This is a genomic window from Stenotrophomonas sp. CS3K5 (assembly GCF_059515225.1).
The window spans coordinates 35446-60648 of sequence record NZ_JCAKRX010000015.1; the positions used below are offsets into that span (position 1 = coordinate 35446).

Annotated in this window: 29 protein-coding genes and 2 tRNA genes; 15 read left to right on the plus strand and 16 right to left on the minus strand. The window is 65.5% G+C overall.

Annotation, left to right across the window (positions count from 1 at the left end):
- Positions 1 to 23: 23 nt before the first annotated feature.
- Both AC5YGJ_RS18405 and AC5YGJ_RS18410 read right to left on the minus strand, forming a co-directional pair.
- Positions 24 to 230 (minus strand): (2Fe-2S)-binding protein, encoded by a 207-nt coding sequence (locus AC5YGJ_RS18405; RefSeq protein ID WP_107232914.1) that lies wholly within the window; start codon positions 228 to 230, stop codon positions 24 to 26.
- Between the two features lie 108 nt (positions 231 to 338).
- Positions 339 to 959 carry an RNA pyrophosphohydrolase gene (locus AC5YGJ_RS18410; RefSeq protein ID WP_475289186.1) on the minus strand — a complete coding sequence of 207 codons (621 nt, stop codon included), beginning with the start codon at positions 957 to 959 and terminating at the stop codon, positions 339 to 341.
- 120 nt (positions 960 to 1079) lie between these two features.
- Here AC5YGJ_RS18410 and AC5YGJ_RS18415 point away from each other — a divergent pair.
- Both AC5YGJ_RS18415 and AC5YGJ_RS18420 read left to right on the plus strand, forming a co-directional pair.
- Positions 1080 to 1156: transfer RNA gene (locus tag AC5YGJ_RS18415), tRNA-Met, on the plus strand.
- Between the two features lie 55 nt (positions 1157 to 1211).
- A tRNA-Gln gene (locus AC5YGJ_RS18420) sits at positions 1212 to 1286 on the plus strand.
- Between the two features lie 288 nt (positions 1287 to 1574).
- Here the strand turns inward: AC5YGJ_RS18420 and rpsI are convergent.
- A complete protein-coding gene (rpsI, locus tag AC5YGJ_RS18425; RefSeq protein ID WP_005411311.1) occupies positions 1575 to 1967 on the minus strand; it encodes a 30S ribosomal protein S9 in 393 nt (130 codons plus the stop codon).
- Positions 1968 to 1969: 2 nt separating this feature from the next.
- Positions 1970 to 2398 carry a 50S ribosomal protein L13 gene (rplM, locus tag AC5YGJ_RS18430; protein ID WP_005414692.1) on the minus strand — a complete coding sequence of 143 codons (429 nt, stop codon included), beginning with the start codon at positions 2396 to 2398 and terminating at the stop codon, positions 1970 to 1972.
- 198 nt (positions 2399 to 2596) lie between these two features.
- Between rplM and coq7 the strand changes: the two genes are divergently transcribed.
- Complete coding sequence (coq7, locus tag AC5YGJ_RS18435) at positions 2597 to 3241, plus strand: 2-polyprenyl-3-methyl-6-methoxy-1,4-benzoquinone monooxygenase (protein WP_249842652.1); 645 nt, start codon at positions 2597 to 2599, stop codon at positions 3239 to 3241.
- Between the two features lie 55 nt (positions 3242 to 3296).
- Here coq7 and AC5YGJ_RS18440 read toward each other — a convergent pair whose 3' ends face one another.
- Together AC5YGJ_RS18440 and speD are read right to left on the minus strand one after the other, a co-directional pair.
- Complete coding sequence (locus tag AC5YGJ_RS18440) at positions 3297 to 3617, minus strand: DMT family transporter (protein WP_496187360.1); 321 nt, start codon at positions 3615 to 3617, stop codon at positions 3297 to 3299.
- A gap of 167 nt (positions 3618 to 3784) precedes the next feature.
- Positions 3785 to 4579 carry an adenosylmethionine decarboxylase gene (gene speD / locus AC5YGJ_RS18445; protein ID WP_005411315.1) on the minus strand — a complete coding sequence of 265 codons (795 nt, stop codon included), beginning with the start codon at positions 4577 to 4579 and terminating at the stop codon, positions 3785 to 3787.
- 150 nt (positions 4580 to 4729) lie between these two features.
- On the opposite strand from speD, the gene crp reads away from it, so the two are divergent.
- Both crp and AC5YGJ_RS18455 read left to right on the plus strand, forming a co-directional pair.
- Positions 4730 to 5419, plus strand: a complete 690-nt coding sequence (gene crp / locus AC5YGJ_RS18450; protein WP_010482649.1) for a cAMP-activated global transcriptional regulator CRP — start codon at positions 4730 to 4732, stop codon at positions 5417 to 5419.
- A gap of 94 nt (positions 5420 to 5513) precedes the next feature.
- The gene (locus AC5YGJ_RS18455; RefSeq protein WP_249842651.1) at positions 5514 to 6275 is read left to right on the plus strand and encodes a sulfite exporter TauE/SafE family protein; all 762 of its coding nucleotides are present in this window, start codon (positions 5514 to 5516) and stop codon (positions 6273 to 6275) included.
- A gap of 86 nt (positions 6276 to 6361) precedes the next feature.
- Here AC5YGJ_RS18455 and AC5YGJ_RS18460 read toward each other — a convergent pair whose 3' ends face one another.
- The 5 genes from AC5YGJ_RS18460 to AC5YGJ_RS18480 form a co-directional block, all read right to left on the minus strand.
- Complete coding sequence (locus AC5YGJ_RS18460; RefSeq protein WP_249842650.1) at positions 6362 to 7078, minus strand: haloacid dehalogenase-like hydrolase; 717 nt, start codon at positions 7076 to 7078, stop codon at positions 6362 to 6364.
- Complete coding sequence (trpC, locus tag AC5YGJ_RS18465; protein ID WP_309338752.1) at positions 7075 to 7869, minus strand: indole-3-glycerol phosphate synthase TrpC; 795 nt, start codon at positions 7867 to 7869, stop codon at positions 7075 to 7077. Before trpC ends, AC5YGJ_RS18460 begins: the two co-directional genes overlap by 4 nt.
- A gap of 74 nt (positions 7870 to 7943) precedes the next feature.
- Positions 7944 to 8975 carry an anthranilate phosphoribosyltransferase gene (gene trpD, locus AC5YGJ_RS18470; protein WP_496187361.1) on the minus strand — a complete coding sequence of 344 codons (1032 nt, stop codon included), beginning with the start codon at positions 8973 to 8975 and terminating at the stop codon, positions 7944 to 7946.
- Between the two features lie 16 nt (positions 8976 to 8991).
- Positions 8992 to 9579, minus strand: coding sequence for an anthranilate synthase component II (locus AC5YGJ_RS18475; protein ID WP_014038739.1), 588 nt, complete (start codon positions 9577 to 9579; stop codon positions 8992 to 8994).
- A 2-nt stretch (positions 9580 to 9581) separates the two neighbouring features.
- On the minus strand, positions 9582 to 10268 hold the full coding sequence (locus AC5YGJ_RS18480; RefSeq protein ID WP_496187362.1) for an SIMPL domain-containing protein: 687 nt from the start codon (positions 10266 to 10268) through the stop codon (positions 9582 to 9584).
- A 700-nt stretch (positions 10269 to 10968) separates the two neighbouring features.
- Here AC5YGJ_RS18480 and AC5YGJ_RS18485 point away from each other — a divergent pair.
- Together AC5YGJ_RS18485 and AC5YGJ_RS18490 are read left to right on the plus strand one after the other, a co-directional pair.
- Positions 10969 to 12096, plus strand: a complete 1128-nt coding sequence (locus AC5YGJ_RS18485; protein ID WP_496187363.1) for a PAAR domain-containing protein — start codon at positions 10969 to 10971, stop codon at positions 12094 to 12096.
- A 53-nt stretch (positions 12097 to 12149) separates the two neighbouring features.
- A complete protein-coding gene (locus AC5YGJ_RS18490; RefSeq protein ID WP_496187364.1) occupies positions 12150 to 12590 on the plus strand; it encodes a hypothetical protein in 441 nt (146 codons plus the stop codon).
- Between the two features lie 86 nt (positions 12591 to 12676).
- On the opposite strand, the gene trpE is transcribed toward AC5YGJ_RS18490, so the two are convergent.
- The 5 genes from trpE to AC5YGJ_RS18515 form a co-directional block, all read right to left on the minus strand.
- Positions 12677 to 14152 carry an anthranilate synthase component I gene (gene trpE / locus AC5YGJ_RS18495; protein WP_496187365.1) on the minus strand — a complete coding sequence of 492 codons (1476 nt, stop codon included), beginning with the start codon at positions 14150 to 14152 and terminating at the stop codon, positions 12677 to 12679.
- A gap of 207 nt (positions 14153 to 14359) precedes the next feature.
- Complete coding sequence (gene yegS / locus AC5YGJ_RS18500) at positions 14360 to 15295, minus strand: lipid kinase YegS (RefSeq protein ID WP_496187366.1); 936 nt, start codon at positions 15293 to 15295, stop codon at positions 14360 to 14362.
- Positions 15296 to 15545: 250 nt separating this feature from the next.
- Positions 15546 to 16028, minus strand: coding sequence for a GNAT family N-acetyltransferase (locus AC5YGJ_RS18505; RefSeq protein ID WP_409460572.1), 483 nt, complete (start codon positions 16026 to 16028; stop codon positions 15546 to 15548).
- Between the two features lie 59 nt (positions 16029 to 16087).
- On the minus strand, positions 16088 to 16762 hold the full coding sequence (gene rpe, locus AC5YGJ_RS18510) for a ribulose-phosphate 3-epimerase (protein ID WP_032127160.1): 675 nt from the start codon (positions 16760 to 16762) through the stop codon (positions 16088 to 16090).
- A gap of 57 nt (positions 16763 to 16819) precedes the next feature.
- Positions 16820 to 17149 (minus strand): J domain-containing protein, encoded by a 330-nt coding sequence (locus tag AC5YGJ_RS18515; protein WP_249844940.1) that lies wholly within the window; start codon positions 17147 to 17149, stop codon positions 16820 to 16822.
- Between the two features lie 141 nt (positions 17150 to 17290).
- Between AC5YGJ_RS18515 and AC5YGJ_RS18520 the strand changes: the two genes are divergently transcribed.
- From AC5YGJ_RS18520 to AC5YGJ_RS18555, 8 genes are all read left to right on the plus strand, one after another.
- Positions 17291 to 18217: a phosphoribosylaminoimidazolesuccinocarboxamide synthase gene (locus AC5YGJ_RS18520; RefSeq protein ID WP_496187367.1), complete on the plus strand. Its 927-nt coding sequence runs from the start codon at positions 17291 to 17293 to the stop codon at positions 18215 to 18217.
- 196 nt (positions 18218 to 18413) lie between these two features.
- The gene (locus AC5YGJ_RS18525; protein ID WP_249842646.1) at positions 18414 to 18899 is read left to right on the plus strand and encodes an Mpo1 family 2-hydroxy fatty acid dioxygenase; all 486 of its coding nucleotides are present in this window, start codon (positions 18414 to 18416) and stop codon (positions 18897 to 18899) included.
- 331 nt (positions 18900 to 19230) lie between these two features.
- Positions 19231 to 22062 carry a monovalent cation/H+ antiporter subunit A gene (locus AC5YGJ_RS18530; RefSeq protein WP_496187368.1) on the plus strand — a complete coding sequence of 944 codons (2832 nt, stop codon included), beginning with the start codon at positions 19231 to 19233 and terminating at the stop codon, positions 22060 to 22062.
- Positions 22062 to 22454: a Na+/H+ antiporter subunit C gene (locus AC5YGJ_RS18535; RefSeq protein WP_249842644.1), complete on the plus strand. Its 393-nt coding sequence runs from the start codon at positions 22062 to 22064 to the stop codon at positions 22452 to 22454. Before AC5YGJ_RS18530 ends, AC5YGJ_RS18535 begins: the two co-directional genes overlap by 1 nt.
- Complete coding sequence (locus tag AC5YGJ_RS18540) at positions 22451 to 23986, plus strand: monovalent cation/H+ antiporter subunit D (protein ID WP_496187369.1); 1536 nt, start codon at positions 22451 to 22453, stop codon at positions 23984 to 23986. Before AC5YGJ_RS18535 ends, AC5YGJ_RS18540 begins: the two co-directional genes overlap by 4 nt.
- A complete protein-coding gene (locus tag AC5YGJ_RS18545; RefSeq protein ID WP_107232899.1) occupies positions 23983 to 24489 on the plus strand; it encodes a Na+/H+ antiporter subunit E in 507 nt (168 codons plus the stop codon). The genes AC5YGJ_RS18540 and AC5YGJ_RS18545 overlap by 4 nt, the downstream gene beginning before the upstream one ends.
- Positions 24486 to 24770: a K+/H+ antiporter subunit F gene (locus tag AC5YGJ_RS18550; RefSeq protein ID WP_005411334.1), complete on the plus strand. Its 285-nt coding sequence runs from the start codon at positions 24486 to 24488 to the stop codon at positions 24768 to 24770. Before AC5YGJ_RS18545 ends, AC5YGJ_RS18550 begins: the two co-directional genes overlap by 4 nt.
- The gene (locus tag AC5YGJ_RS18555; RefSeq protein WP_249842642.1) at positions 24767 to 25156 is read left to right on the plus strand and encodes a Na+/H+ antiporter subunit G; all 390 of its coding nucleotides are present in this window, start codon (positions 24767 to 24769) and stop codon (positions 25154 to 25156) included. Before AC5YGJ_RS18550 ends, AC5YGJ_RS18555 begins: the two co-directional genes overlap by 4 nt.
- Positions 25157 to 25203: the final 47 nt, after the last annotated feature.

The following is a 25203-nucleotide window of genomic DNA, read 5'->3' on the forward strand; positions in this document are numbered from 1 at the left end:
GTGGGCGCCGCGCGAAGGGCGGATCAGGCCGCCTGCAGGCCCAGCACCGGCAGCGGCAGGTCGTGGGTGTTCAACGCCTTGGCCAGCAGATCACCGGCCATGTCCAGGCAGGAACCGCAGGTTGCGCCGCAACCGGTACGCATGGTCAGCTCGCCCACTGAGGTGACGCCCTGTGAGGCCGCTTCACGGATCTGGTGGTCGGTGACTCCGTTGCAGATGCAGACGTACACAGGCAGGAACCGGGCTGACAGGCCAGAAGCGGCCTGTTGCCTATTCCAATGGAAACGAGAATGGTTGTCAATCAAGGACATGAACCATTCTCGATACCGTTCAGCCGATCAGCTCGCCGGGCCGTCACCCTGGGCCTTCTTGGGCCAGTAACCGCGGGTACGCGGGCGCTTGCGTGGGCGGTCGTGACCGGCGTTGTGCCCCGGCATCCAGGCCTCGGCAGCGCTCTTGGGCATGGCGGTGACCCCCTGACCTGCGACCCCGCGGGCCAGTGGCGCCAGATGTCGCAATGCGCGGGCATAGACGCCGCGCTTGAACATCACCACATGCTCCACCGGGTACCAGAAATCCACCCAGCGCCAGTGATCGAACTCGGGCGAGTCGGTGTGGTCCAGCTTCACATGGGATTCGTCGCCGGTCAGCCGCAGCAGGAACCAGACCTGCTTCTGGCCGATGCAGACCTGCCGCTCGTTGCGGCGGATGGCCCGCGCCGGCAGCTTGTAGCGCAGCCAGCCGGGCGTTGCCCCGAGCACTTCCACATGCTCAGGCAGCAGGCCGGTCTCTTCCTGCAGTTCACGATACATGGCCTCGACAGGCGTCTCGTCGGTGTTCATGCCACCCTGCGGGAACTGCCAGCCGTCCCGGCGCACGCGTCGTGCCCAGAACACCTGGCCGTCCTGCCGCATCAGCACAATGCCGACGTTCGGTCGATAGCCGTCCGGATCGATCACGATGCGGACTCCTAAAAAATCTACTGTCCGGGACTATCCCATGCCCTCTGCCGGCCCACAAGCTCGGCACAAAAGTGTTGACATGCCCGTTACACATCCGCAGAATAGCGGGCTCACCAAGGCTATGTAGCTCAGCCGGTTAGAGCACAGCACTCATAATGCTGGGGTCGGTGGTTCGAGTCCACCCATAGCCACCACATTGAAAATGAAGTTGTTTTTCAATGTGAAAAGTGAGAAAATAGTTGCACGTTTTGCCCCGTCGCCAAGCGGTAAGGCACCTGACTCTGACTCAGGCATTCGGTGGTTCGAATCCATCCGGGGCAGCCAAATTAAACGCAAAAGGCCAGATCGAAAGATCTGGCCTTTTGCGTTTAATTTGGTCGCGCATTCCACCTTATCCCCGCGCCTGTCGGCGCACCCCCTTGAACATCAAAGGGGCTCTTCTCCAGACAGAACTCCGGGGTCGGATCCTTTGATGCGGAACCACGGGTAGCGCCTGCCGCTGGCCGGCAACCTCGAAATTCGCAACCCGAGAACGACAAAAGCCCGGCCGAAGCCGGGCTTTTGCGTTTCCATCCAGCGGGCTCCCGAAGGAGCCCAACCAGGCGCGGTGGATCAGCGCTTGGAGAACTGGGTGGCGCGACGGGCCTTGTGCAGACCGACCTTCTTACGCTCGACTTCACGGGCGTCACGGGTCATGAAGCCAGCCTTGCGCAGCTCGGACTTCAGGGTTTCGTCGTACTCGACCAGTGCACGGGCGATGCCCAGACGGATCGCACCGGCCTGGCCGGTGGTGCCGCCGCCAGCGGCGGTGACCAGGATGTCGAAGCTTTCGGTGTTCTTGGTCAGCTCGAGCGGCTGGCGCACGATCATGCGCGCGGTCTCACGACCGAAGAACTCGTCCAGCGGACGGCCATTGACGGTGATGTTGCCCGAACCCTTGCGCAGGAACACGCGAGCGGTGGAGGACTTGCGGCGGCCAGTGCCGTAGTTTTGAGTGATAGCCATGATTAGATATCCAGAACCTGCGGCTGCTGTGCGGCGTGCGGATGCTCAGTGCCGGCGTAGACCTTGAGCTTGCGGTACATCTGGCGACCCAGCGGACCCTTCGGCAGCATGCCCTTCACGGCGATCTCGATCACGCGCTCCGGGTGGCGCTCCAGCGCCTGTGCCAGCGATTCGGTCTTCAGGTTGCCGATGTAGCCGGTGAAACGGTGATACATCTTGTCCTGCAGCTTCTTGCCGGTGACGGCAATCTTTTCTGCATTGATGACGACCAGGTAGTCGCCGGTATCAACGTGCGGGGTGTAGACCGGCTTGTGCTTGCCGCGCAGACGGCGGGCCAGCTCGGTGGCGAGACGGCCCAGGGTCTTGCCCTCGGCGTCGACGAGGTACCAGTCGCGCTGGACGGTCTCGTTCTTGGCAGTGAAAGTGCTCATGAAGAACTCTAGGTTAGGTCGGGCTCATTGCGGCGAAAGGCTCGCCGGAACTCTGCCACGCGTTGTGAAAAGGTGAAGCGTAAGAGGCGGAATTGTACTCACCTTGGCCGGCGGGTGCAAGCCGCCCGCTACACTGGGTTGGCAGGGGCGCGGGGCCGGGCGAGAATCGAGGGGTCTTCCGCCCCACCGCGTACCGCCATGACCGTGCTCCGCCAGACCACCCCGCTGGACCACCTGCTGACCGAGGCGCAGCGCGCCCTGGACACGGTATTCGGCAACCCACCGGCGGCCCGCCCCTACCCGGCGGCGGACACCGACGAGCCGGGCATGGACCGCGCCGAGCGTCGCCACGCCGCGGGCCTGATGCGGATCAACCACGTCGGCGAGGTCTGCGCGCAGGGCCTGTATTTCGGCCAGGCCGCCGTGGCCCGCGACCCGGCCACGCGTGAACACCTGCTGGAAGCGGCGCAGGAAGAGACCGACCACCTGGCCTGGTGCGCCACCCGCCTGGGCGAACTGGACAGCCGTCCCAGCCTGTTCAACCCGTTGTGGTATGCCGGCAGCTACACCATCGGCACCCTGGCCGGGCTGCGCGGCGACGGCTGGAACCTGGGCTTCGTGGTCGAGACCGAACGCCAGGTGGAGGCCCATCTGGACGAGCACCTGGTCGACCTGCCGGCCGGCGACCTGCGCAGCCGCGCGGTCATCGCCGTGATGAAGGAAGACGAGGCCCGCCATGCGGATCATGCCGAGCAGGCCGGCGCACGCCGCCTGCCGTTCCCGATTCCGGGCGCGATGGCGCTGGCCTCCAAGGTGATGAAGACCATCGCCTACCGGCTGTAACCGCGACACGGGGTCGGATCCCTCTTCACGGGAAAAGGGATCCGCCCCCATCATGTCAGTTGGGCGAGACCAGCTTCAGGCCGATCACACCGGCCACGATCAGGCCCACGCAGGCCAGGCGGGCCGGCGATGCGCTGTCGTTGAACAGGTAGATGCCCAGCACGGCCACGCCCAGGGCGCCGATACCGGTCCAGATCGCATAGGCCGTACCGACCGGGATGCTCTTCATCGCCTGGCTCATCAGGTACAGGCTGATCAGTGCGGACACCACCGTGGCAAGGGTGGGCAGGGGCTTGCTGAAGCCTTCGGAGTACTTCATTCCAAGCGCGAAACCGATCTCGAACAGACCGGCCAGCAGCAGGTAGATCCAGGGCATGGGTGGGGGCTCCTTACCTTTTTGACAAAAACGAAACGGCCCGGTGTTTTCACACCGGGCCGTGGGTCGGTACATCACCGTGGAACTATACCGCTTGCGCAACACAGGTTCCACGGGGCGGGTCGTCCCGCCTGGGTGGCGATGCCTGCGGGCATCGCGCATGGGGCTTACTCGGACAGGTTACGGCCGTGGAACAGCTCTTCGATCTCGCGCTTGAGCAGCGCTTCGATCTTCATGCGTTCCTTGAACGACAGGTTCTTGGCCTTTTCCTCGAACAGGTACTGGTCCAGGTCGAAGTCCTTCAGGTGCATCTTCGTGTGGAAGATGTTTTCCTGGTAGACGTTGACGTCGAACATCTCGTAACGCGACTTGATGTTCTTGGCCAGGAAGTTCTGGATCGAGTTGATCTTGTGGTCGATGAAGTGCTTCTTGCCCTTCACATCGCGGGTGAAGCCACGGACGCGGTAGTCCATGATCACGATGTCCGACTCAAGGCTCTCGATAAGGTAGTTCAGGGCCTTCAGCGGCGAAATGACGCCACAGGTGGCCACGTCGATGTCCGCGCGGAACGTCGCGATACCTTCCTGCGGATGGGTTTCCGGGTAGGTATGGACGGTGATGTGGCTCTTGTCCATGTGCGCGACCACGGCGTCGGAGATCAGCTCCTTGCCGGCCAGCTTCTTGTCGATCACCGGTTCTTCGGAGATCAGGATGGTCACCGAGGCACCCTGCGGGTCGTAGTCCTGGCGGGCCACGTTCAGGATGTTGGCGCCGATGATCTCGGCGACATCGGTCAAGATTTGAGTCAGCCTGTCGGCGTTGTACTCTTCATCGATGTATTCAATGTAACGCTGACGCTCCTCTTCGGTGCGCGCGTAACACACGTCATAGATGTTGAAGCTCAGCGCCTTGGTGAGGTTGTTGAAACCCTGCAGCCTCAGGCGAGGCAACGGCTTGACCACGGCGGTCGATTCCTGTGTAAGAAGGGGAAAGGGTGAATTATGGGGCAAACTGCCCCCGGGGGGAACGTGAAGACGCAAGAGTTCTGGCACACTGTTTGCCCTTAACAATTGCGCTGGTTAAGCTCCGCTATCGACCCCGTGAATCCGTTCATGCGCAGAGGGAGCGCCCCTATCGTGTCAACCGTGCGCCTAGCTAGCAGTCCACTGGCCCTGGATATCGCCACCATCGATCGTTTCCTGGCGCACAGCCACCGGCGGCGATATCCCACCCGTACCGACGTCTTCCGACCCGGTGACCCGGCGGGAACCCTGTATTACGTCATCAGCGGCTCGGTTTCGATCATGGCCGAGGAAGATGACGATCGCGAGCTGGTGCTGGGCTACTTCGGTGCCGGCGAGTTCGTCGGTGAAATGGGTCTGTTCGTCGAATCGGACCGCCGCGAGGTGATCCTGCGGACCCGTACCGCCTGCGAGCTGGCCGAAATCAGCTACGAACGCCTGCATCAGCTGTTCCTCGGCCCGCTGTCGGCCGATGCCCCGCGCCTGCTGTACGCGCTGGGCCAGCAGATCTCCAAGCGCCTGCTCGACACCAGCCGCAAGGCCAGCCGCCTGGCATTCCTGGACGTTACCGACCGGATTGTGCGCACTCTGCACGACCTGGCCCAGGAACCGGAGGCGATGAGCCATCCGCAGGGCAGCCAGCTGCGCGTTTCGCGCCAGGAACTGGCGCGCCTGGTCGGCTGCTCGCGCGAAATGGCCGGCCGTGTGCTGAAGAAGCTGCAGACCGATGGCCTGCTGCATGCCCGCGGCAAGACCGTGGTGCTGTACGGCACCCGTTGATCGACAGATGTCCGCCGGGCCATGCCCGGCGGATCGTCGTACGTGCGACACACCATCGCACGCCCCGCACATGTGCATCCGCTAGGCTCGGTGCATGGAACTGAGCAGCGAATTCTGGTGGTTCATCCTCATCGGTCTCGGCGCACAGCTGGTGGACGGCGCGCTGGGCATGGCCTTCGGCCTGGTGTCCTCCTCGGTGATGCTGAGCATGGGGTTGCCGCCTGCGCAGGTCAGCGCCAGCATCCACACCGCTGAAGTCTTCACCACAGGCGCTTCCGGCGTGTCGCACCTGGCCGCCGGCAATGTCGACAAACGCCTGTTCCTGCGTCTGGCCCTACCCGGTGCGGTCGGTGGCGCTCTGGGCGCGTACGTGCTCACCCAGATCCCCGGCGACATCATCCGGCCGCTGATCTACCTGTACCTGCTGGTGCTGGCCATCATCATCCTGGCCCGCGCCGCGGGCCGCTGGATGCCACAGGGCGAGATCCGCCGGGTGCCGGTGCTGGGCTTCTTCGCCGGCCTGCTGGACGCCAGCGGCGGCGGCGGCTGGGGTCCGGTGGCGACCTCCACCCTGCTCGCCCGTGGCGGCCAGGCACGCACCACCATCGGCACGGTCAATGCCGCCGAGTTCATCGTCACCCTGACCATCTCGGCCACCTTCCTGCTTTCGATGGGCGTGCAGCACCTGCAGATCGTCGCCGGGCTGCTGATCGGCGGCATGATGGCCGCGCCGGTGGCGGCGATCCTGGTCAAGCGGGTGAAGGAGCGCTGGGTGCTGGTAGCGGTGGGCGTGCTGGTGCTGGGCATCAGCCTGTTCCAGATCGGCCACGCGGTGTACGGGCACCTGTACCGCTGAGTTTGCCGGCCAGCGGCCGGCACTACCGGGATGGAGAAGGGGGTAGTGCCGGCCGCTGGCCGGCAGATCCATCAGCGTGCGACGGCTCAGGCCTTCTCGCCGCCGCGCTCGACGCAGCCCCAGTTGAGGATGCGGGTGCCGGCCGGCAACACGCTGCGGAAGAAATCCACCTTGGAGCGCTTCGGGTTCACCACCACCGGCGCCTTGGCCGCCAGCAGCAGCGGCAGATCGGCGGTGCTGTCCGAATACGCGATATCGATATCGCCGTAGCCGCGCTCGCGCAGCATGCGCATCTTTTCTTCGTTGTGGCAGTGGCGGGTCGGGCCGACGCCGCCCAGTCGCGGGCCGACCTCGGTGCCGATCACCGGCACGTCCTGATGGGCGACGAACGCCAGGATCGCCCGCGCCAGCTCCGGTGGCGCGCCGGTGGCCACCACCACCCGGTCGCCCTTGGCGCGGTGCGCGGCGAACACCTCCAGCGCCTGCGGCAGCAACTTGGCGCGCATCTGCGCCTCGTTGCGCAGCACATAGGCGTCGATCACGCGGTTGAAATCACGCGCGCGATGCAGGCCGAAACTGCCGATCCACACGTAGACCGAAATGCCGGCACGGCGCGTGGGCAGCATCGCCACCATCGGCCCGGCAATCGGCGTGACCAGCAGCGCGGCCAGCATGCGCAACGGGTTGCGTTTGATCAGCGAGGCGAACAGGTGCGTGCCCGAATCGCCATCGTAGAGGGTGTGGTCGAAGTCGAAGACCACCAGCGGCGCATCCCCGCGCGGCGTTGGATAGTGCGTTGTCATGCCGCGAAGAATAGCTGACGCAGGCCCTCGCCCGGCTCTTCCACGCGCATGAAGGCCTCGCCGACCAGGAACGCGTGGATGCCGGCGTCGCGCATCAGGGCCACGTCCTGCGGGCCGAGGATGCCGCTTTCGGTGACCAGCAGGCGATCACGCGGCACCGCCTTCTGCATGTCCAGGGTGGTCTGCAGCGACACCTCGAAGGTGCGCAGATTGCGGTTGTTGATGCCGATCATCGGCGCCGGCACCTGCAGCGCGCGCTCCAACTCATCGATGTCATGCACTTCCACCAGCACGTCCATGCCCAGCGAAAGCGCCAGTTCGGACAGGGTGGCCAGCTGGGTGTCGTCCAGCGCGGCGACGATCAGCAGGATGCAGTCGGCGCCAAGCACGCGCGCTTCGTACACCTGGTAGGCGTCGATCACGAAGTCCTTGCGCAGCACCGGCAGCGTGCAGGCCTCGCGGGCCTGCTGCAGGTAGGTGTCGGCGCCCTGGAAGAAATCGACGTCGGTCAGCACCGACAGGCAGCTGGCACCGCCGAATTCGTAGCTGACGGCAATGTCGGCCGGGCGGAAATCCGGGCGGATCACGCCCTTGGACGGGCTGGCCTTCTTCACCTCGGCGATCACCGCCGGGTCGCCGTTGGCCACCGCCGCCTGCAGCGCGCGCACGAAGCCACGCACCGGCGGGGCGCTGGCCAAGGCGGCCTGCAGCTCCTCGAGCGGGCGCTGGGCGCGGCGCTGGGCTACTTCTTCGGCCTTGCGGGCCAGGATCGTCTGCAGGATGTCGCTCATCGTCGTCGCTTCGGTACTGGGGCGGTGAGGACGGCCATTATCGGCCATCGGGTGGGTCAGGCTGAACCGCGCGCTCAGGCAACCAGCGCGCGGGTGGTGTCAACGTACTGCTGCAGGCGCTGGCGGGCGCTGCCGTTGGCGATGGCGGCACGGGCGCGGGCCAGGCCGTCGCCGATGTCGCTGGCCACGCCGGCCACGTACAGCGCCGCGCCCGCGTTGAGGGCAACGATATCCAGCGCCGGGCCGGGTTCGTTGTCCAGCACCGCGCGCAGCAGGGCAATGGACTGCTCCGGGCCATCCACGCGCAGGTTGCGGCTGGCCGACATGGCAATGCCGAAGTCTTCCGGATGGATCTCGTACTCGCGCACCTTGCCGTCGCGCAGTTCGCCCACCAGGGTGCCGGCGCCCAGCGAGATCTCGTCCATGTTGTCGCGGCCCCAGACCACCATGGCGCGCTCGGTGCCCAGTTCGCGCAGCACGCGCGCCTGGATGCCTACCAGATCGGGATGGAACACGCCCATCAGCACCGCCGGCGCGCTGGCCGGGTTGGTCAATGGGCCGAGGATGTTGAAGATGGTGCGCACACCCATTTCGCGGCGGACCGGGGCCACCACCTTCATCGACGGGTGATGGATCGGCGCGAACATGAAGCCGATGCCGGTCCGGTCTATGGCCTGCGCCACCTGCGCCGGCTGCAGCTCGATCACCGCGCCCAGCGCTTCGAGCGCATCGGCGCTGCCGGACTTGGACGACACGCTGCGGTTGCCGTGCTTGGCCACGCGCGCGCCTGCGGCGGCGGCGACGAACATCGCGCAGGTGGAAATGTTGAAGGTGTGCGAGCCATCGCCACCGGTACCGACGATGTCGACCAGGTGGGTGGTATCGGCCACCGGCACCGCCAGCGCGAATTCACGCATGACCGTGGCCGCAGCGGCGATCTCGTCGATGGTTTCCTTCTTCACGCGCAGGCCGGTGAGGATCGCCGCGGTCATCATCGGCGACACGTCGCCGCGCATGATCTGCCGCATCAGGTCGACCATTTCGTCGAAGAAGATTTCGCGGTGTTCGATGGTGCGCTGCAGGGCTTCCTGGGGGGAGAAGCTCATGGGAATGCTCCTTGGATCAGGCCGCCGGGCGCTGCAGGAAATTGCGCAGCAGGGCGTGGCCGTGTTCGGTGAGGATGGATTCGGGGTGGAACTGCACGCCTTCCACCGGGAACTGGCGGTGGCGCAGGCCCATGATCTCTTCGATCGAACCGTCGTCGTTCTCGGTCCAGGCGGTCACTTCCAGCACGTCCGGCAGGCTGTTCTTGTCCACCACCAGCGAGTGGTAGCGGGTGGCCTGATAGCGGTCCGGCAGGCCGGCGAACACGCCCTTGCCTTCATGGCGGATCGGCGAGGTCTTGCCGTGCATGATGTTGCCGGCACGGATCACCGTGCCGCCGTAGACCTGGCCGATGCCCTGGTGGCCCAGGCAGACGCCGAGAATCGGCGTGGTCGGGCCCAGCCGCTGGATCAGTTCCAGCGACACGCCCGCTTCGTTGGGCGTGCACGGGCCGGGCGAGATGACGATGCGCTCGGGCTTCTGCGCGGCGATCTCGTCCACGCTCATCGCATCGTTGCGCACCACCTTGACCTCGGCGCCCAGCGTCTGCAGGTACTGCACGAGGTTGTAGGTGAAGCTGTCGTAGTTGTCGATCATCCACAACATGGTCAGGTTCCGTCGCTTATCAGGAAAATGGCGTATACGTTTTCGGTGTAGGTGATGGGGCCGGAGGCAATGACTTCGCCGCTGTAATTGAAGCCGCCCTGCGGCGGCGCCGACACCGGGCCTGGCTTGGGCGGGGAGAGGTTCTTGAGCGCACTCGGCCCGTTCTGGCCGCGTGGCCAATCGCCGGCCTGCACGCCATAGGCAAAGTCAGGGGCGACGTCGGAAATGCTGTACAGGCCGATGACCTTCGCGCCATAGGCACCGGCCAGGCCCGCTGCCGATTCGCGGGTCTGCTGGGCGGCCTCAGCCTTCAGTTCGGCGCGCAGCTTCGATGCTGCGGAATAGGTGGGGCTCTGTGTGGAAACCTGTACTTCCCTGCTTGCCTGCAGTGCGCCGAGGAAGCGCTGCAGGCTTTCGCCATCAGCGAAACTGGCGCTCAACGACTGGCTGACCGAGACGCCGATGAAGACGCTCTCTCCATCCTTGTACCGGCTCTGCGGACTGACCTGCAGGTTCTCGGCCTTGATGCTGTCGGCCACTGCACCATGGCGCTTGAACAGCGCCATGACCTGGCGGCCATTTTCCTGGACGCGCCTGCGGGCCGCTTCGGTCTTCATGTCCACCGAGTCGAGCCGGACCGAGACACCGAAGCGATCCGGCATGACCTGGCGCTCGGCACTGCCCTTCACCAGCAGATGCGGCTGCGAGGGAAGGGTATTGGCCTGCGCCCACGCAGACGGGGCCATCGTGGCCAAGGTGGACGACAACAACCATGCGCTAAGCAACTTCATGCGGTGTTCCTTGTCGGCAGGTGAGGAGGGCGGGAGACTCTTTGCTGCAGGCAATACGCACGGACAGGCAAGGCGCCCACTCCAGGTGGCCGCAGCGTCGCATCAGTCTGTCGGGGTACGCTTTGTGCAGCAATCAACCAGCTCCTGTTGGGGGGAGCCGCCGTGCCGGGGAGCGTTCTATTGGATCTTGCCCGCCGATACGGCGGCAAGGTGCGGTTCGGGACCGCGACGACCTGCCGCTTCCTATTGGAAGCGCCACCACTTGGCTACGTTGTTCAGCAGGGTGCGGGTCATCGGGCAACTCTGGGGACGATTACCGGAGGCATCGGCCTGAAAGCGCCGTTGCGGTGTGTTAGGCCAAGGGTATCAGATCCCGAACCCCCAAGGGGGATCCGGATCGGCCAGATCAGGGAGCAACATTGGGGGCCACCTCGGGTATGACGCAATTGCCTTGGTACTGAAAGAGCTCCGCCCTGGTTTTGCAGACTTCTACCCGGCCCCATGTGACCGCCCTTCCAAGTGCACGCCAGTGCGATTGATGCGGCTGCCCTTGTTGCCCATCCTCCTCCGCATTCTCCAGCAGCACAGGAGCGCCAGGATGGCGCGATTGTTCATCGTCGTGGGCGATAGACTCAGTAGTGGCGGTAGCGTGCTCACCGGCTCACCGTTTACTGATATCGAGGGGCGGCCCATGGCTCGAGTAGGTGACCGCACGACCTGTCCGGCGCATGGCCCCGGCACAATCATTACCGGCGATGCCACAATGATCGTGGATGGGAACGCGGCTGCCAGGCATGGCGACCGGGCAAGTTGTGGATGCTCACTGATTGCGGGGCGGCAGAACCTGGTTTTTGAGGATCAGGGAATTGCATCGGCCTCCAACGCTCCGGCACCGCCCACGGCTTCGACGCGCCAGGCAGGCGCCACTCCGAACATTCCGGCAGAGTCACCAGATCGGAGGTCCACGCTCAGATCAAGGCGAAGGGCTTCAGTGTGCTGGGCCGACGATCACGAGATGGAGGTAGCAACCAATGCACATGGACGCTACTACCTCGTGCATGACGAGAACGGGACCCCCCTGGATCTAAGCCTGCAAAGAAAGTTCAAGATTCTTGTACCTCTGAGATCCACAGGCGATGTGGAAGTACTGGTTCGCATCAAGGCAACGGCTGTGCAAACCGGTCCCGGTGCCGGCGCAACAGTTTCGCAAGAGGACATGGATGTGGCCAAGTCACGTATGGAAGCAGGCATTCAGACACTGTGGAACAACAAATTCACGTTGGAGATATTCGATCCCCCGTGCGGCATCAAAACCTTCCCCATAGTATTCAAAGTCGAATGGGTTGCCCGAGGCCATCACTACGCAATGAATGTGAGTCCAAGCCAACTGCGTGAGCACGTCGTAAACATGAACATCAACGTGTGGAAGGAAACAACCACATGGACCTTTGCGCATGAGTATGCACATTGCTTCGGCGTAGCTGACGAGTATTCCTACGACCGGATGAACACGTGGACGTTGAGATACTATCGTCCCGATGGAACATTGAGCCCAGATGCCATACAGATTCCGGCCAACAAGGCAGATGACGATCCGGGCGCCACCATCATGTCAACCCAGAACAACACCAGCGTAGAGCTCAGGCATGCGTGGCAGATCGCCCGGGAAGTTCAAGAATTTCTAGCACGCCATACTGGGAGGAACATCGAATGCAGCGTCAGATAGCCTTCTGCATTGCAATGGGAGTCAGCAGTCTACTCAACGCGGGAGATCGCCCCATGGACAGCAATCCTGACTTTGAAATCACTGCCAGCTGCAAGGGTCAGACTCCCTGCATATTTGATGGCGACAGAATCGCCTTCGATATCAGCGTCAGGAACATTGGAGATGCGCCCATCAATCTTCCATTGGAGTTCATCCGCTACGGCGGCCCTTACATTGTCCTTCATGACAACCGGACGCAGCGCAAACTGACGCTTCCCTCGCACATGCTCGATGCTGCCCTTCTCACCAACTTGACCGTAGTAGCACCAGGCCAGTCAGTGTCCGTATCCGGTTCCATCGATGCATCCTATCTGGATGCGTGGGGAGGCGAGGATGCAGATGTGACGGCCATGGTAAAGCTCGCCGCACCCTTGGACGGATCAAAAGAGTTCCGTTCGATTGGAACAACAGCGCTTCGAATCATTGGAAGCAAGGTATTCACAGGCAACGGGTGAATCATACTGCCGCGCCAAGAGGCGACGGTCGATCACATCAGCGGCCACACCCATGCCTGCTGGACCCTCAACAGGGCGCCCAGCAACTACAAACCCTTGGCGGCCTGGGCGACGGCGCGGAACAGGGCGCGGCCCTTGTTCATCGTCTCGTCCCATTCCTTGTCCGGGTCCGAGTCGTAGACGATGCCGGCGCCGGCCTGCACGTACAGGCGGCCATCCTTGATCACCGCGGTGCGGATCGCGATTGCGGTATCGGCATCGCCGTGCCAGCCGATGTAGCCAATGCTGCCGGCATACACATTGCGCTTGATCGGTTCCAGCTCGCGGATCACTTCCAGCGCGCGGATCTTCGGCGCACCGCTGACCGTACCGGCCGGGAAGGTGGCACGCAGCACGTCGGCATAGCTCAGGCCCGGCTGCAGCTGCCCGGTCACTTCGCTGACGATGTGCATGACGTGGCTGTAGCGCTCGATCACGAACTGCTCGCCTACTTCCACGGTGCCGGCCTTGGACACGCGACCGGCATCGTTGCGGCCGAGGTCGATCAGCATCAGGTGCTCGGCCCGTTCCTTCGGATCGGCCAGCAGTTCGGCTTCCAGCGCCAGGTCCTGTTCGACGGTGGCACCGCGCGGGCGGGTACCGGCGATCGGACGCACGGTGACTTCGCCATCCTGCAGGCGCACCAGGATTTCCGGCGAGGAGCCGACCACCTGCAGGTCGCCGACATCCAGGAAATACATGTACGGCGACGGATTCAATGCGCGCAGCGCACGGTACACATCCACCGGGCGCGCCTTGAACGGCACGCTCAGGCGCTGGCTCAGCACTACCTGGAAGATGTCACCGGCGCGGATGTATTCCTTGCTGCGCTGGACTGCATCGACGAAGCCTTCGCGGGTGAAACCGGAAACGAAATCGGATTCGTCCAGCACATCGCTGTTGAGCGGTGCCGGATAGCCCGCACCCGGCGCCCGCAGCTTGGCGGTCAGCGCATCCAGGCGCGCCTGCGCCTGTTCGAAGGCACCGTCGACACGCGGGTCGGCATGCACGATCAGGTACAGCCGGCCCTTGAGATTGTCGAACACCGCCAGCTCGTTGGAGTCCAGCAGCAGGATGTCCGGGGTGCCCAGCTCATCGCGGCCGGCCGGCGGTGCCAGACGCGGTTCGATGTAGCCGATGCACTCGAAACCGAACCAGCCAACCAGCCCACCAGTGAAGCCCGGCAGGCCCTCCAGCTTGGGCACCGAGTGGGCGCTGCGCAGCGCCTCGACCTCGGCAAACGGGTCGGCCACCTCGCGGGTGTCCACCACCAGGCCGTCCTCGCGCACGGTCAGCGTGTGACCGTGGAAGGCGTACACGCGGCGCGCCGGCAGGCCGATGATCGAGTAACGACCAAAGCGCTCGCCGCCTTCGACGGATTCAAACAGGTAGGTATTGGGGCCGTCGGCGAGCTTCAGATAGACCGAAAGCGGCGTGTCCAGGTCGGACAGCACTTCGCGGACAACGGGAATATGGGTGTGGCCTTCAGCGGCCTGCAGCTGAAACTGAGCGTGCGAATTCAAGACGACTTTCCTTCCGGGACACAGCGTTATGGGGGCGGACGACGGCAACGGGCCACCATCGCCACCAACGGCGTGCGGAAGAAAGGGTATGCGGGGTCGTCAGGCTGGACACCCCTTGACTGTATCGCAGGATCGGCGGGAGGGAAACCCTGTGAACCTGAACCACGGCAAGCGCCGGGCCGGCGGCGGGGACCGGCAGAGTCGGCGCTACCCCTGCCCGCCCAGCAACGGGCAACCGGCCGGCAGATGCATGCGCACCCGGCCCGCCACGCAGTCGATGCGGAACTGCCGGGCCTGCACCGGCTCGCCGTCCAGGTTCAGGGTCAGCGTCTTCGGCGCGTCGATCTGCAGCCATGGCAGGCGCGCACGCGTAGCCAGCTGTTCCAGCGCGGCCTGGGTGCCGGACTTCAACATCTGGCCAAGGGTGGCAGCCACTTCGCCTTCCAGCTCCGGAAGCACCGTCACATCCAGCAGGCCATCGTCGATCAGCGCCTGCGGGCACAGCTGCTGGCCGCCACCGGCCTGGCGCCCGTTGCCGATGCCCAGCGCGATGAAGTCGCCTTCCCATTCGAAATCCGGGCCCGACAGGCGCGCGTTGATCGGCTCGATGCGCCCCAGTTTGGCGATGCCGGTGATCACATAGGCCAGACCGCCCAGCATCTTCTTCAGCCCGGCATCGGTCTCCACGGTAACCTGCGTGCCGAAGCCGCCGCTGGCCAGATTGGCGCACCACCAGGGCGTGCCATCGGCGTCCACGTGCAGCAGATCGATGACGTGAGGGGCCACCTGGCCGATCAACGCGAAGGCGTCCTGCGGCTCGGTGGGAATGCCGGCGGCGGTGGCGAAATCGTTGGCGGTGCCCATCGGCACCAGCGCCAGCGAGGGCAGCGCCTCGGCCGGTTCGTCGCGATGGGCCAAGGTTTCGGCCACGGCGCTGAGCGTGCCATCGCCTCCGGCGGCCACGATCACGTCCACCCCATGATCGATCGCCTCGGCCACGTAGCGCTCGGCGTCGCCATCCTCCCAGGTCACCCGCACTTCCAGCTGTACGCCCTGCCCGCGCCAATGGCCGACCGCGTCGCGCAGTTGGTCATTGCCTGCGGACTTGCCGTTGAGGATCAGGCGCCAGCGCGGGGTGGTCATGCAGTGCTTCCAAGGATGGGGCGGCACAGGCTAGCAATGCGCTGTTTGTCCGCAGTGAATGTCACGCAGGTGTCATTCAGCTGCTGGAGAATGGAAGGCCATAGCAGGGACGATGGATGGAGGCAGGATCAGCCTCCCACGCATGCAGCAGGGCCACGCCAGTGATTGGCGTGGCCTTTTTTTGGGGTGTGCAGGGAGTGCGAACCCAGGTTCGCACCCACCAGATCGCGGTTCGCACCCACTTCAGGCCTCAACCATTGGCGAAATCGTGCAGCGCCTGGCCCTGCAGCCGGTACACGGTCCACTCGTCCTGCGGCTTCGCGCCGGCAGCGGTGTAGAACTCGATGGCCGGGGTGTTCCAGTCCAGCACCGACCATTCGAACCGGCCGCAGCCTTCAGCCACGGCCTGGCGTGCGATGTATTTCAGCAGCGCCTTGCCGGCACCGCCGCCGCGCTTTTCCTGGCTGACGTACAGGTCTTCCAGGTAGATGCCCTTGCGGCCCAGCCAAGTCGAGTAGTTGTAGAAATACACCGCATAACCGATGGCCTCGCCGTCGGCTTCGCAGATCAGCGCACGCGCCGTGGCATCGGCGCCGAACAGGCTTTCGGCGATGCCGATCTCATCGGTCTGCACCGAATGCTCGGCCTTCTCGTAGATCGCCAGCTCGCGGATGAAATGCAGGATCAGGCCAGCATCGGCTACGGTGGCCGGACGGATGTTCAACAGTGCCATGCGCAGATAAAGGGGACGGAGGGAATTGAACGAGATTAATCCCCTCCGTCCCCTTTTTGTCAGCGGGCAGCGGCGACGTTGGCGCGCATCTGCGCGATCACGTCCTGGTAGCTGGTCTTGGCGTTGAAGATGGCCGAGCCGGCGACGAAGGTGTCGGCGCCGGCGGCGGCGATCTCGCCGATGTTGTCGGCCTTCACGCCACCGTCGATTTCCAGGCGGATGTCCTTGCCGCTGGCATCGATCATCTTGCGCACCACGCGCAGCTTGTCCAGCGCCGAGGGGATGAACGCCTGGCCGCCGAAGCCCGGGTTGACCGACATCAGCAGCACCAGGTCCAGGTCATCCAGCACCCAGTCGAGGATGTCCACCGGAGTGGCCGGATTGAGCACGATGCCCGGCTTGCAGCCCAGCGAACGGATCAGCTGGATGGTGCGGTGCACGTGGCGGCTGGCCTCCGGGTGGAAGCTGATGTAGGTGGCACCGGCCTCGGCGAAATCGGGAATGATGCGGTCCACCGGCTCGACCATCAGGTGCACGTCGATCGGCGCGGTCACGCCGTGCTTGCGCAGGGCCTGGCAGACCATCGGGCCGATGGTCAGGTTCGGCACGTAATGGTTGTCCATCACGTCGAAGTGGACCCAGTCAGCGCCGGCGGCGAGGACGTTGTCGACTTCCTCGCCGAGGCGGGCGAAGTTGGCGGACAGGATGGACGGGGCGATGAGGCAGTTGGACATGGCCGGGGCCTTCGGAACGGGGAAAGGGTTCTCCCGCCCGCAGGCGGGACGATGGGATCAGCGCTTGCGCAGGGCCTTGATGCGGTCGTAGGCGGCGTTGATGCGCCGCGACTTCTGTTCGGCCTGCTGCTGCAGCTCGGGGGCGGCGCCGCCCAGCTTGTCGGGGTGGTACTGGGAGATCAGCCGGCGGTAGGCGCGCTCGATCTCGGCATCGGTGGCCTCCGAGGTCAGCCCCAGCTCCCGGTACGGGTTCTCCTTGTTCAGGCGGAACCAGTCCGAGTCGAAGGCGTGGCCGATCAACAGGCCGACCACCGCGCCGAACAGCGGATTGGGCCGGAACAGCAGGGCCCCGGCGATGAAACCGAGCAGTTTTCCGTACCAGCGCATGGCGCCCCAGGGTCGACCGGCGAAATGGACGCTCATTTTACGTCACAGCGGGCCCGGACCGCTTTACACTAGGCCGCCCGCTGGTCAGCGGGCCCGCCGGGTCCGTTGGGCAGCCGTATCGACAACGCCCCAGGAGTGCCCGTGCCAACCACGCTGTTGCAATCCGATCTCCCCGGCCTGCCCTTGCGCCATCGCGGCAAGGTGCGTGATGTGTTCGATATCCCGCGCGAGCGGCTGCCCGCAGGGACCCCGCCGGGCGACTACCTGCTGATGGTGGCCACCGATCGCCTGTCGGCGTTCGACGTGGTGCTGCCCGACCCGATCCCGGGCAAGGGCGAGATGCTCTGCCAGGTGTCCAATTTCTGGTTCGCCAAGACCGCGCACCTGATGCCCAACCACCTGACCGGCATCGACGTGGCCAGCGTGCTGCCCGAAGGCGTGGACCCGGCCCTGTACGCCAAGCGCGCGGTGGTCACCCGCAAGTTGAAGCCGGTGCCGGTGGAAGCGATCGCCCGCGGCTACCTGATCGGCAGCGGCTGGAAGGACTACCAGCGCACCGGCAAGGTCAGCGGCATCGAACTGCCCGACGGCTTGCGCCAGGCCGAGCAGCTGCCCGAGCCGATCTTCACCCCCTCGACCAAGGCCGCCGTCGGCGACCACGACGAGAACATCGATTTCGATGCGATGGTCAAGCAGGTCGGTGCCGACCTGGCCGAGCGCGTGCGCGATGCCACCCTGCGCATCTACAAGTTCGCGGCCGATTACGCCCGCGAGCGCGGCATCATCCTGGCCGATACCAAGTTCGAGTTCGGTACCGATGCCGATGGCCGCCTGTACATCATGGACGAGATGCTGACGCCGGATTCATCGCGTTACTGGCCGGCCGACGAGTACGAAGTGGGCACCAGCCCGCCGAGCTACGACAAGCAGTTCGTGCGCGATTACCTGGAGACGCTGGACTGGGGCAAGACCGCCCCGGGCCCGACCATCCCGGCCGAGATCATCGAGCGCACCCGCGCCAAGTACGCCGAGGCGCTGCAGCGCCTGGCCGGCATCAGCGTCGATTGATGCACCTGCGCCCCCGGCCGGAAAGGCTGGGGGCGTTCTGAAGGCCTGCCCCACGTTCGCAGCCAGGCATGGCCTGGCTCTACCGCAGGGCACCCAGGGTAGTGCCGGCCGCTGGCCGGCACCCGCGCGAACTCAGCTATGCTCTGGATTGCCGGCCAGCGGCCGGCACTACCGTTGTTCGAGGAAGCGACGCAGCATGCAGACATCCACCGAGCTTGCGCGGCCGATCGACCGCTATTTCGCCAGCTACTCCGATGACCACCGCAATGTGATCAACCAGCGCATCCACGTGGTGGCGGTGCCGGCCATCCTGTGGTCGGTGGTGGCCCTGCTGTGGTGCCTGCCGCCGCTGATCACCTGGTTCCAGTACGGCATCTGGTCGGCGTTCGCGATGTTCAGCGCCTGGTGCTTCTACAACAAGCTGTCGCGCCCGCTGGGCATCGGCATGCTCATCCAGTTCTTCGTGTTCGGCTGCCTGTGCCGCCTGCTGGAGGCCGAGATCGGCCTGCACAACCTGTTCTGGCTGGCGGTGGGCGTGTTCGTGGTGGCCTGGGTGGCGCAGTTCATCGGCCACAAGTTCGAAGGCCGCAAGCCCAGCTTCCTGACCGACCTGACCTACCTGCTGATCGGCCCGGCCTGGGTGATGGCCAAGTTCTACCGCAAGCTCGATTGGCGCTACTGACCTGCCCGCCCGGTCGCGGCCATTCTTTCCTGAACGGGCAGATTCCGTCACCCTCACTCCACGGCAGGCCTGCCAGCCTGCGTCGGTGACCCGCTCCCCACTTCCCGCCCGTCGACGGCAGCCCCTGTGCGACAGGGCCTGCGGTCTCCCTGCGTGGGCGTAGGGTGATCCCCGAGGGCAGCCAGCGAGGTACCGCAGGAACGTGATGCTGCGCTGCAGAAAAAATGAATCAGCGGACGTTACATGCAATTGATCGCTGTTCGATGGGTTTCGGCGACATTTCGCAGCCTGTTATCCTCCCTGACCTGCTCGTGAATCATGGATTCCCTGCATGCTCCCCAGCCTGCCCCTGCTGCTGGCCCTGCCGTTCCTGATGGCAGCGGCTGTTGCGGCCTTCCCCCGTAGTTCGCGCTCGACTGCTGCCTGGCTGGCGGCGCTGGCGCCGTTGGGCGGGTTGGCCATCCTCGGCTGGCTGACGCCCGCTGTACTTGATGGCCAGGTGGTCCGCACCCTGGTGCCGTGGCTGCCGCAGATCGGCCTGGACTTCACCCTGCGCCTGGACGGGCTGGCTTGGATGTTTGCCGGGCTGGTGCTGGGCATCGGCGCGCTGGTGGTGCTGTATGCGCGCTACTACCTGAGCCAGCAGGACAACGCGCACCGCTTCTACTGCTACCTGCTGCTGTTCATGGGCGCCATGCTGGGCATGGTGATCTCCGGCAACCTGCTGTTGCTGATGATTTTCTGGGAAATGACCAGCATCAGCTCGTTCCTGCTGATCGGCTTCTGGTCGCACCGCCAGGATGCCCGCGAGGGCGCGCGCATGGCGCTGGTGATCACCGGCGGCGGCGGCCTGGCCCTGCTCGGTGGCGTGCTGCTGATCGGCCGCATCGTCGGCAGTTTCGATCTGGATGCGGTGCTGGCCGCCGGCGAGCAGATCCGCGCCAGCGCGCTGTATCCGTATGCGCTGTTCCTGGTGCTGGCCGGCATCTTCACCAAGAGCGCGCAGTTCCCGTTCCACTTCTGGCTGCCGCACGCGATGGCCGCGCCCACCCCGGTCTCGGCCTACCTGCACTCGGCCACCATGGTGAAGGCCGGCGTGTTCCTGCTGGCGCGGCTGCACCCGGCGCTGGCCGGCAGCGACCTGTTCTTCTATACGGTCAGCGGCATCGGCGCGCTGACCCTGCTGATCGGTGCCTGGAACGCGATCTTCCAGCACGACCTGAAGGGCCTGCTGGCCTATTCGACGATCTCGCACCTGGGCCTGATCACCCTGCTGTTCGGCCTGTCCACGCCGATGGCAGTGGTGGCCGGCGTGTTCCACATCCTCAACCACGCCACCTTCAAGGCCTCGCTGTTCATGGCCGCCGGCATCATCGACCACGAGACCGGCACCCGTGACATGCGCAAGCTGGGCGGGCTGCGCAGGCTGATGCCGTTCACCAGTGCGCTGGCCATCATTGCCTCGCTGGCGATGGCCGGCATCCCGTTGCTCAACGGCTTCCTGTCCAAGGAAATGCTGTTCGCCGAGGCACTGACCGCCGGTGGCGGCCCGGGCGCGATGCGCACGGCGGTGTCGATCGCCGCGCTGCTGGCCGGCGTGTTCGGCGTGGCCTACAGCCTGCGCTTCGTGCACGACACCTTCTTCGGCCCCGGCCCCCATGATCTGGACCGCGTGCCGCACGAGCCGCCGCGCTGGATGAAGGTGCCGGTGGAACTGCTGGTGGTGATCTGCATCGCGGTGGGCGTGGCACCGGCACTGACCGTGGCGCCGGTGCTGCATGCGGCCGCGGGGTCGATCCTCGGCAATGCCATGCCCGAGTACAGCCTGGCGGTCTGGCACGGCTTCAACCTGCCGCTGGCGATGAGCGCGGTCGGCGTGGTCGGCGGCGTGGCGCTGTACTTCGGCCTGCGCAAGCTGATCAACCTGTACGCGGTGGAAACCCGCGCCACCGGCCGCAACGTCTTCCACGCGCAGCTGGATGCGATTTCCGCGCTGGCCATGCGCCTGACCAACGGCATCGCCAATGGCAGCCTGCAGCGCATGCTGCTGGGCCTGGTGCTGGTGGCCATCACCGTGGCCGCCGCGCCGTTCGTGGCCAATCCGGCCTCACCGAACTGGACCGCGCCGCAGCCGATGCCGCTGCTGGGCTGGGCGTTGTGGCTGGTGATGATGGCCTGCGCGGTGGCCACCCTGCGCGTCTACAAGCAGCGCCTGCTGGCGGTACTGCTGGTCGGCGGCGTCGGCCTGATGGTGGCGCTGACCTTCGTGTTCCTGTCCGCGCCCGACCTGGCACTGACCCAGCTGCTGGTGGAGATGGTCACCCTGGTGCTGATGCTGCTGGGCATGAACTACCTGCCCGCGCAGTCCGGCCCGGAGCGGCCGCGCTGGCGCAAGCGCCGCGACGCGGTGATCGCGATCATCGCCGGCGCCGGCCTGGGCGCGCTGGCCTACACCGCGATGACCCTGCCGCCGAACACCATGGCCGGTGAGCTGCTGGCCCGTGCCCTGCCCGAGGCGTATGGGCAGAACGTGGTCAACGTGATCCTGGTCGACTTCCGTGGCTTCGATACCTTTGGCGAGATCACCGTGTTCGGCATCGCCGCGCTGGTGGTGCATGCGCTGCTGCGGCGCACGCGGATGGCGCCGGAGCAGATCATGCCCGGCCCGCCGATCAAGCTGCCGGTGCCGGCCGACCTGGCGCAGATCATGTTCCCGCTGACCCTGACCGTGTCGATCTTCCTGTTCCTGCGCGGCCACAACGCGCCGGGCGGTGGCTTCATCGCCGGCCTGGTGCTGGCGGTGCCACTGCTGATCCAGTATGTGATCCAGGGCACCGCGTCGGTGGAATCGCGCTTCGGCTTCGACTACATCCGCTGCATCGGCATGGGCCTGCTGATCGCCCTGCTCAGTGGCAGCGCCTCGATGCTGTTCGGCGTGCCGTTCCTGACCAGCGGCCACCTCGACCTGCACCTGCCACTGATCGGCGAGGTGCCGCTGGCCAGCGCGATTGGTTTTGACATCGGCGTCTACCTGGTGGTGTTCGGCGGCGCCATGCTGATGCTGTCGATGATGGGCACGATCAAGCCCTCGCGTACCCGCACCGCCCGCAAGGGCGAGATCGACCTGCAACGCCGTTCGGCCCGCACCGGGGAGATGCACTGATGGAACTGGCCCTGGCTACCGCGATCGGTGTGCTGACCGCGATCGGCATCTACCTGCTGCTGCGCGCGCGCAGCTTCGATGTGATCCTCGGCATGACCTTCCTGTCCTACGCCACCAACCTGCTGATCTTCGCCGGTGGCCGCGTGGTGCTGGGCAAGGCGCCGGTGCTGCAGGACGGCGTGGACAGCCACCTGGGCAACTACACCGACCCGCTGCCGCAGGCGCTGGTGCTGACCGCGATCGTGATCGCCTTCGCGATGACTGCGGTGAGCATCGTGCTGGCCATGCGCAGCCGCAGCGACAACCACAGCGACCACGTGGACGCCCACGAGCCTGACGACGACCTGCAGGATGAGAGCGCATCGCCGCGCCAGGGCGGGGACCGCGCATGAACCATCTGGTGATCCTGCCGATCCTGATTCCCCTGCTCGGCGCCGCACTGTCGCTGTTTGTCGAACACCGCCGCTACGGCCCCAAGGTGCAGCGCGCAGTGGCCTGGACCTCGCTGTCGGCGCTGGCATTGGCGGTGGGCCTGCTGTTCGCCAGTACCGCCAGCGGTGAGATCAACGTCTATCTGCTGGGCGACTGGCCGTCGCGGCTGGGCATCGCGCTGGTGGCCGACCGCCTGTCGGCGTGGATGCTGCTGACCACCCTGCTGCTGGCCATTCCGTGCCTGCTGCACGCCTGCTCGGGCTGGGACCGGCGCGCACCGCACTTCCATGCGCTGTTCCAGTTCCAGCTGGTCGGCCTGAACGGCGCGTTCCTGACCGGCGACATCTTCAACCTGTTCGTGTTCTTCGAGGTGATGCTGATCGCCTCCTACGGCCTGCTGCTCAGCGGCGGCCGCGGCCTGCGCATGCGCATCGGCCTGCACTACGTGGTGTTCAACGTCACCGCCTCGACCCTGTTCCTGATCGCGCTGGGCCTGCTGTACGCCTCGCTGGGTTCGTTGAACATGGCCGAGCTGTCGCAGCGCATCGCACAGGTGCCGCCGGCGCAGCTGACCCTGGTGAAGGCGACCATGGGCCTGTTGCTGCTGGTGTTCTGCGCCAAGGCCGCGCTGATGCCGCTTTACCTGTGGCTGCCGGAAGCGTATTCGCGCGCACCAGCGGCCGTGGCTGCGCTGTTCGCGATCATGACCAAGGTCGGCCTGTACTCGGTGCTGCGCATCCAGATGCTGTGGTTCGGCGACGATGCCGGCGCGATGGCCGGCTATGGCCGCGACTGGCTGCTGTGGGCCGGCGTGGCCACGCTGGTGCTCGGCGGTCTGGGTGCACTGGCCGCGACCCGCCTGCGCGTCCTGATCTCCTACCTGGTGATCGTGTCGGCGGCCACCCTGTTCATCGCCTTCTCGGTGGGGACACCGCAGGTACTCTCGGCCGGCCTGTACTACCTGCCGCACAGCAGCTTTGTGGCTGCTGCGCTGTTCCTGATCGCCGACCTGATCCGCCGCCGCCGTGGCGGCGCCAGCGACCGCAAGGAAGTGGTCGCGCCGATGCCGGGCAAGGAAACGCCGGCGGTGCTGTTCCTGATCGGTGCGGTATCGGTGGCCGGGCTGCCGCCGCTCTCCGGGTTCCTGGCCAAGGCCGCACTGCTGGCCGGCATGCCGGCGCAGTACACCGGCCCGGTCTGGATCGCGGTGCTGGTCAGCAGCCTGTTGGTGATCATGGGCCTGACCCGCGGTGGCATCCGCCTGTTCTGGCGCGTGCCGCCGGTGGAGGCCGATGCCCCGAAGCCGCGCAAGGCACGCCTGCGCCGGGTCGAGCTGTACGCCGCGTGCCTGTTGCTGGCCTACGGCATCGGCATGACCCTGGCCGCTGCGCCCCTTATGCGCTACACCGACGCCACCGCCGCCCAGCTGCTGCAGCCCAGCGAGTATGTGCAGCAGCTGCGTGCGACCACGCCGGAGATCCGCCAGCCATGACCGCCCAGCGTTCCCTGTTCCGCCGCCTGATTCCCTCGCCGATGCTCAGCATCATGGTGGTGGCGTTCTGGCTGCTGATGTCCGACAGCTTCACCCTCGGCCAGATCGTGCTGGGGCTGGTGCTGGGCGTGGTGGTGCCGCTGTTCGCCGCGCGCCTGGACCGCGAGTTCGCCCGCATCGGTACGTTGCGGCCGCTGCCCAAGCTGCTGTGCGTGACCCTGTGGGACATCCTGATGTCCAACATCCGCGTGGCCATCCAGGTGTTGGGCCCGGAGAAGAACATCCATCCGGGCTTCATCTGGCTGCCGCTGGACATCGCCAACATCCACGGCATCGCTGCGCTGACCAGCATGATCACCCTCACCCCGGGCACGGTCTCGGCCGCGCTCAGCGACGACCGCCGATTCCTGCTGGTGCACGTGCTGCACCTGGAGGACCCGCAGGACCTGATCGATACGATCAAGCGCCGTTACGAGGCGCCGTTGATGGAGATCTTCCCATGACCGGTTTTGAAGTCATCCAGACCACCCTGGTGGTATGCATGCACGTGGTCGGCCTGGCCATGCTGCTGGCCACCTGGCGCCTGCTGCGCGGGCCGACCGTGCCCGACCGCATCCTCGCGCTGGACACCCTGTCGGTGACCGCGATCGCCGAACTGATGTTGTTCGGCATGTACCTCAACTCGCCGATCTACTTCGAGGCCGCGCTGATCATCGCCATGCTCGGCTTCGGCAGCACGGTGGTGCTGAGCAAGTTCGTGCTGCGCCGGGACATCGTCGAATGATCACCGCGATCCAGATCGGCCTGTCGATCCTGCTGCTGTTCGGCAGCTTCTTCATCCTGGTCGGCGCACTGGGCCTGGTGAAGCTGTCCACCTTCTTCAAGCGGCTGCACGCCCCCACCAAGGCCAGCACGCTGGGCGTGGGCTGCGTGCTGGTGTGTTCGGTGTGCTACCACATCTTCCTGGGCCAGGACCCGCAGCCGCGCGAGCTGCTGATCACCGTGTTCCTGTTCATCACCGCACCGATCAGCGCACACATGATGGCCAAGGCCGCGCTGTCGCTGCTGATGGAGACCCGCCCCAGCCTGCCCGGCAACGAGCCGGCCGCCGAAGAGCAGCTGCCGCCGCCGGAACCGGCGCGGGAAGAGGATGGTTCGCCGGGCCGGTAACTCCGGTAGAGGCCGACCTTGGTCGGCGCATTGTTTCCATGAGTGCC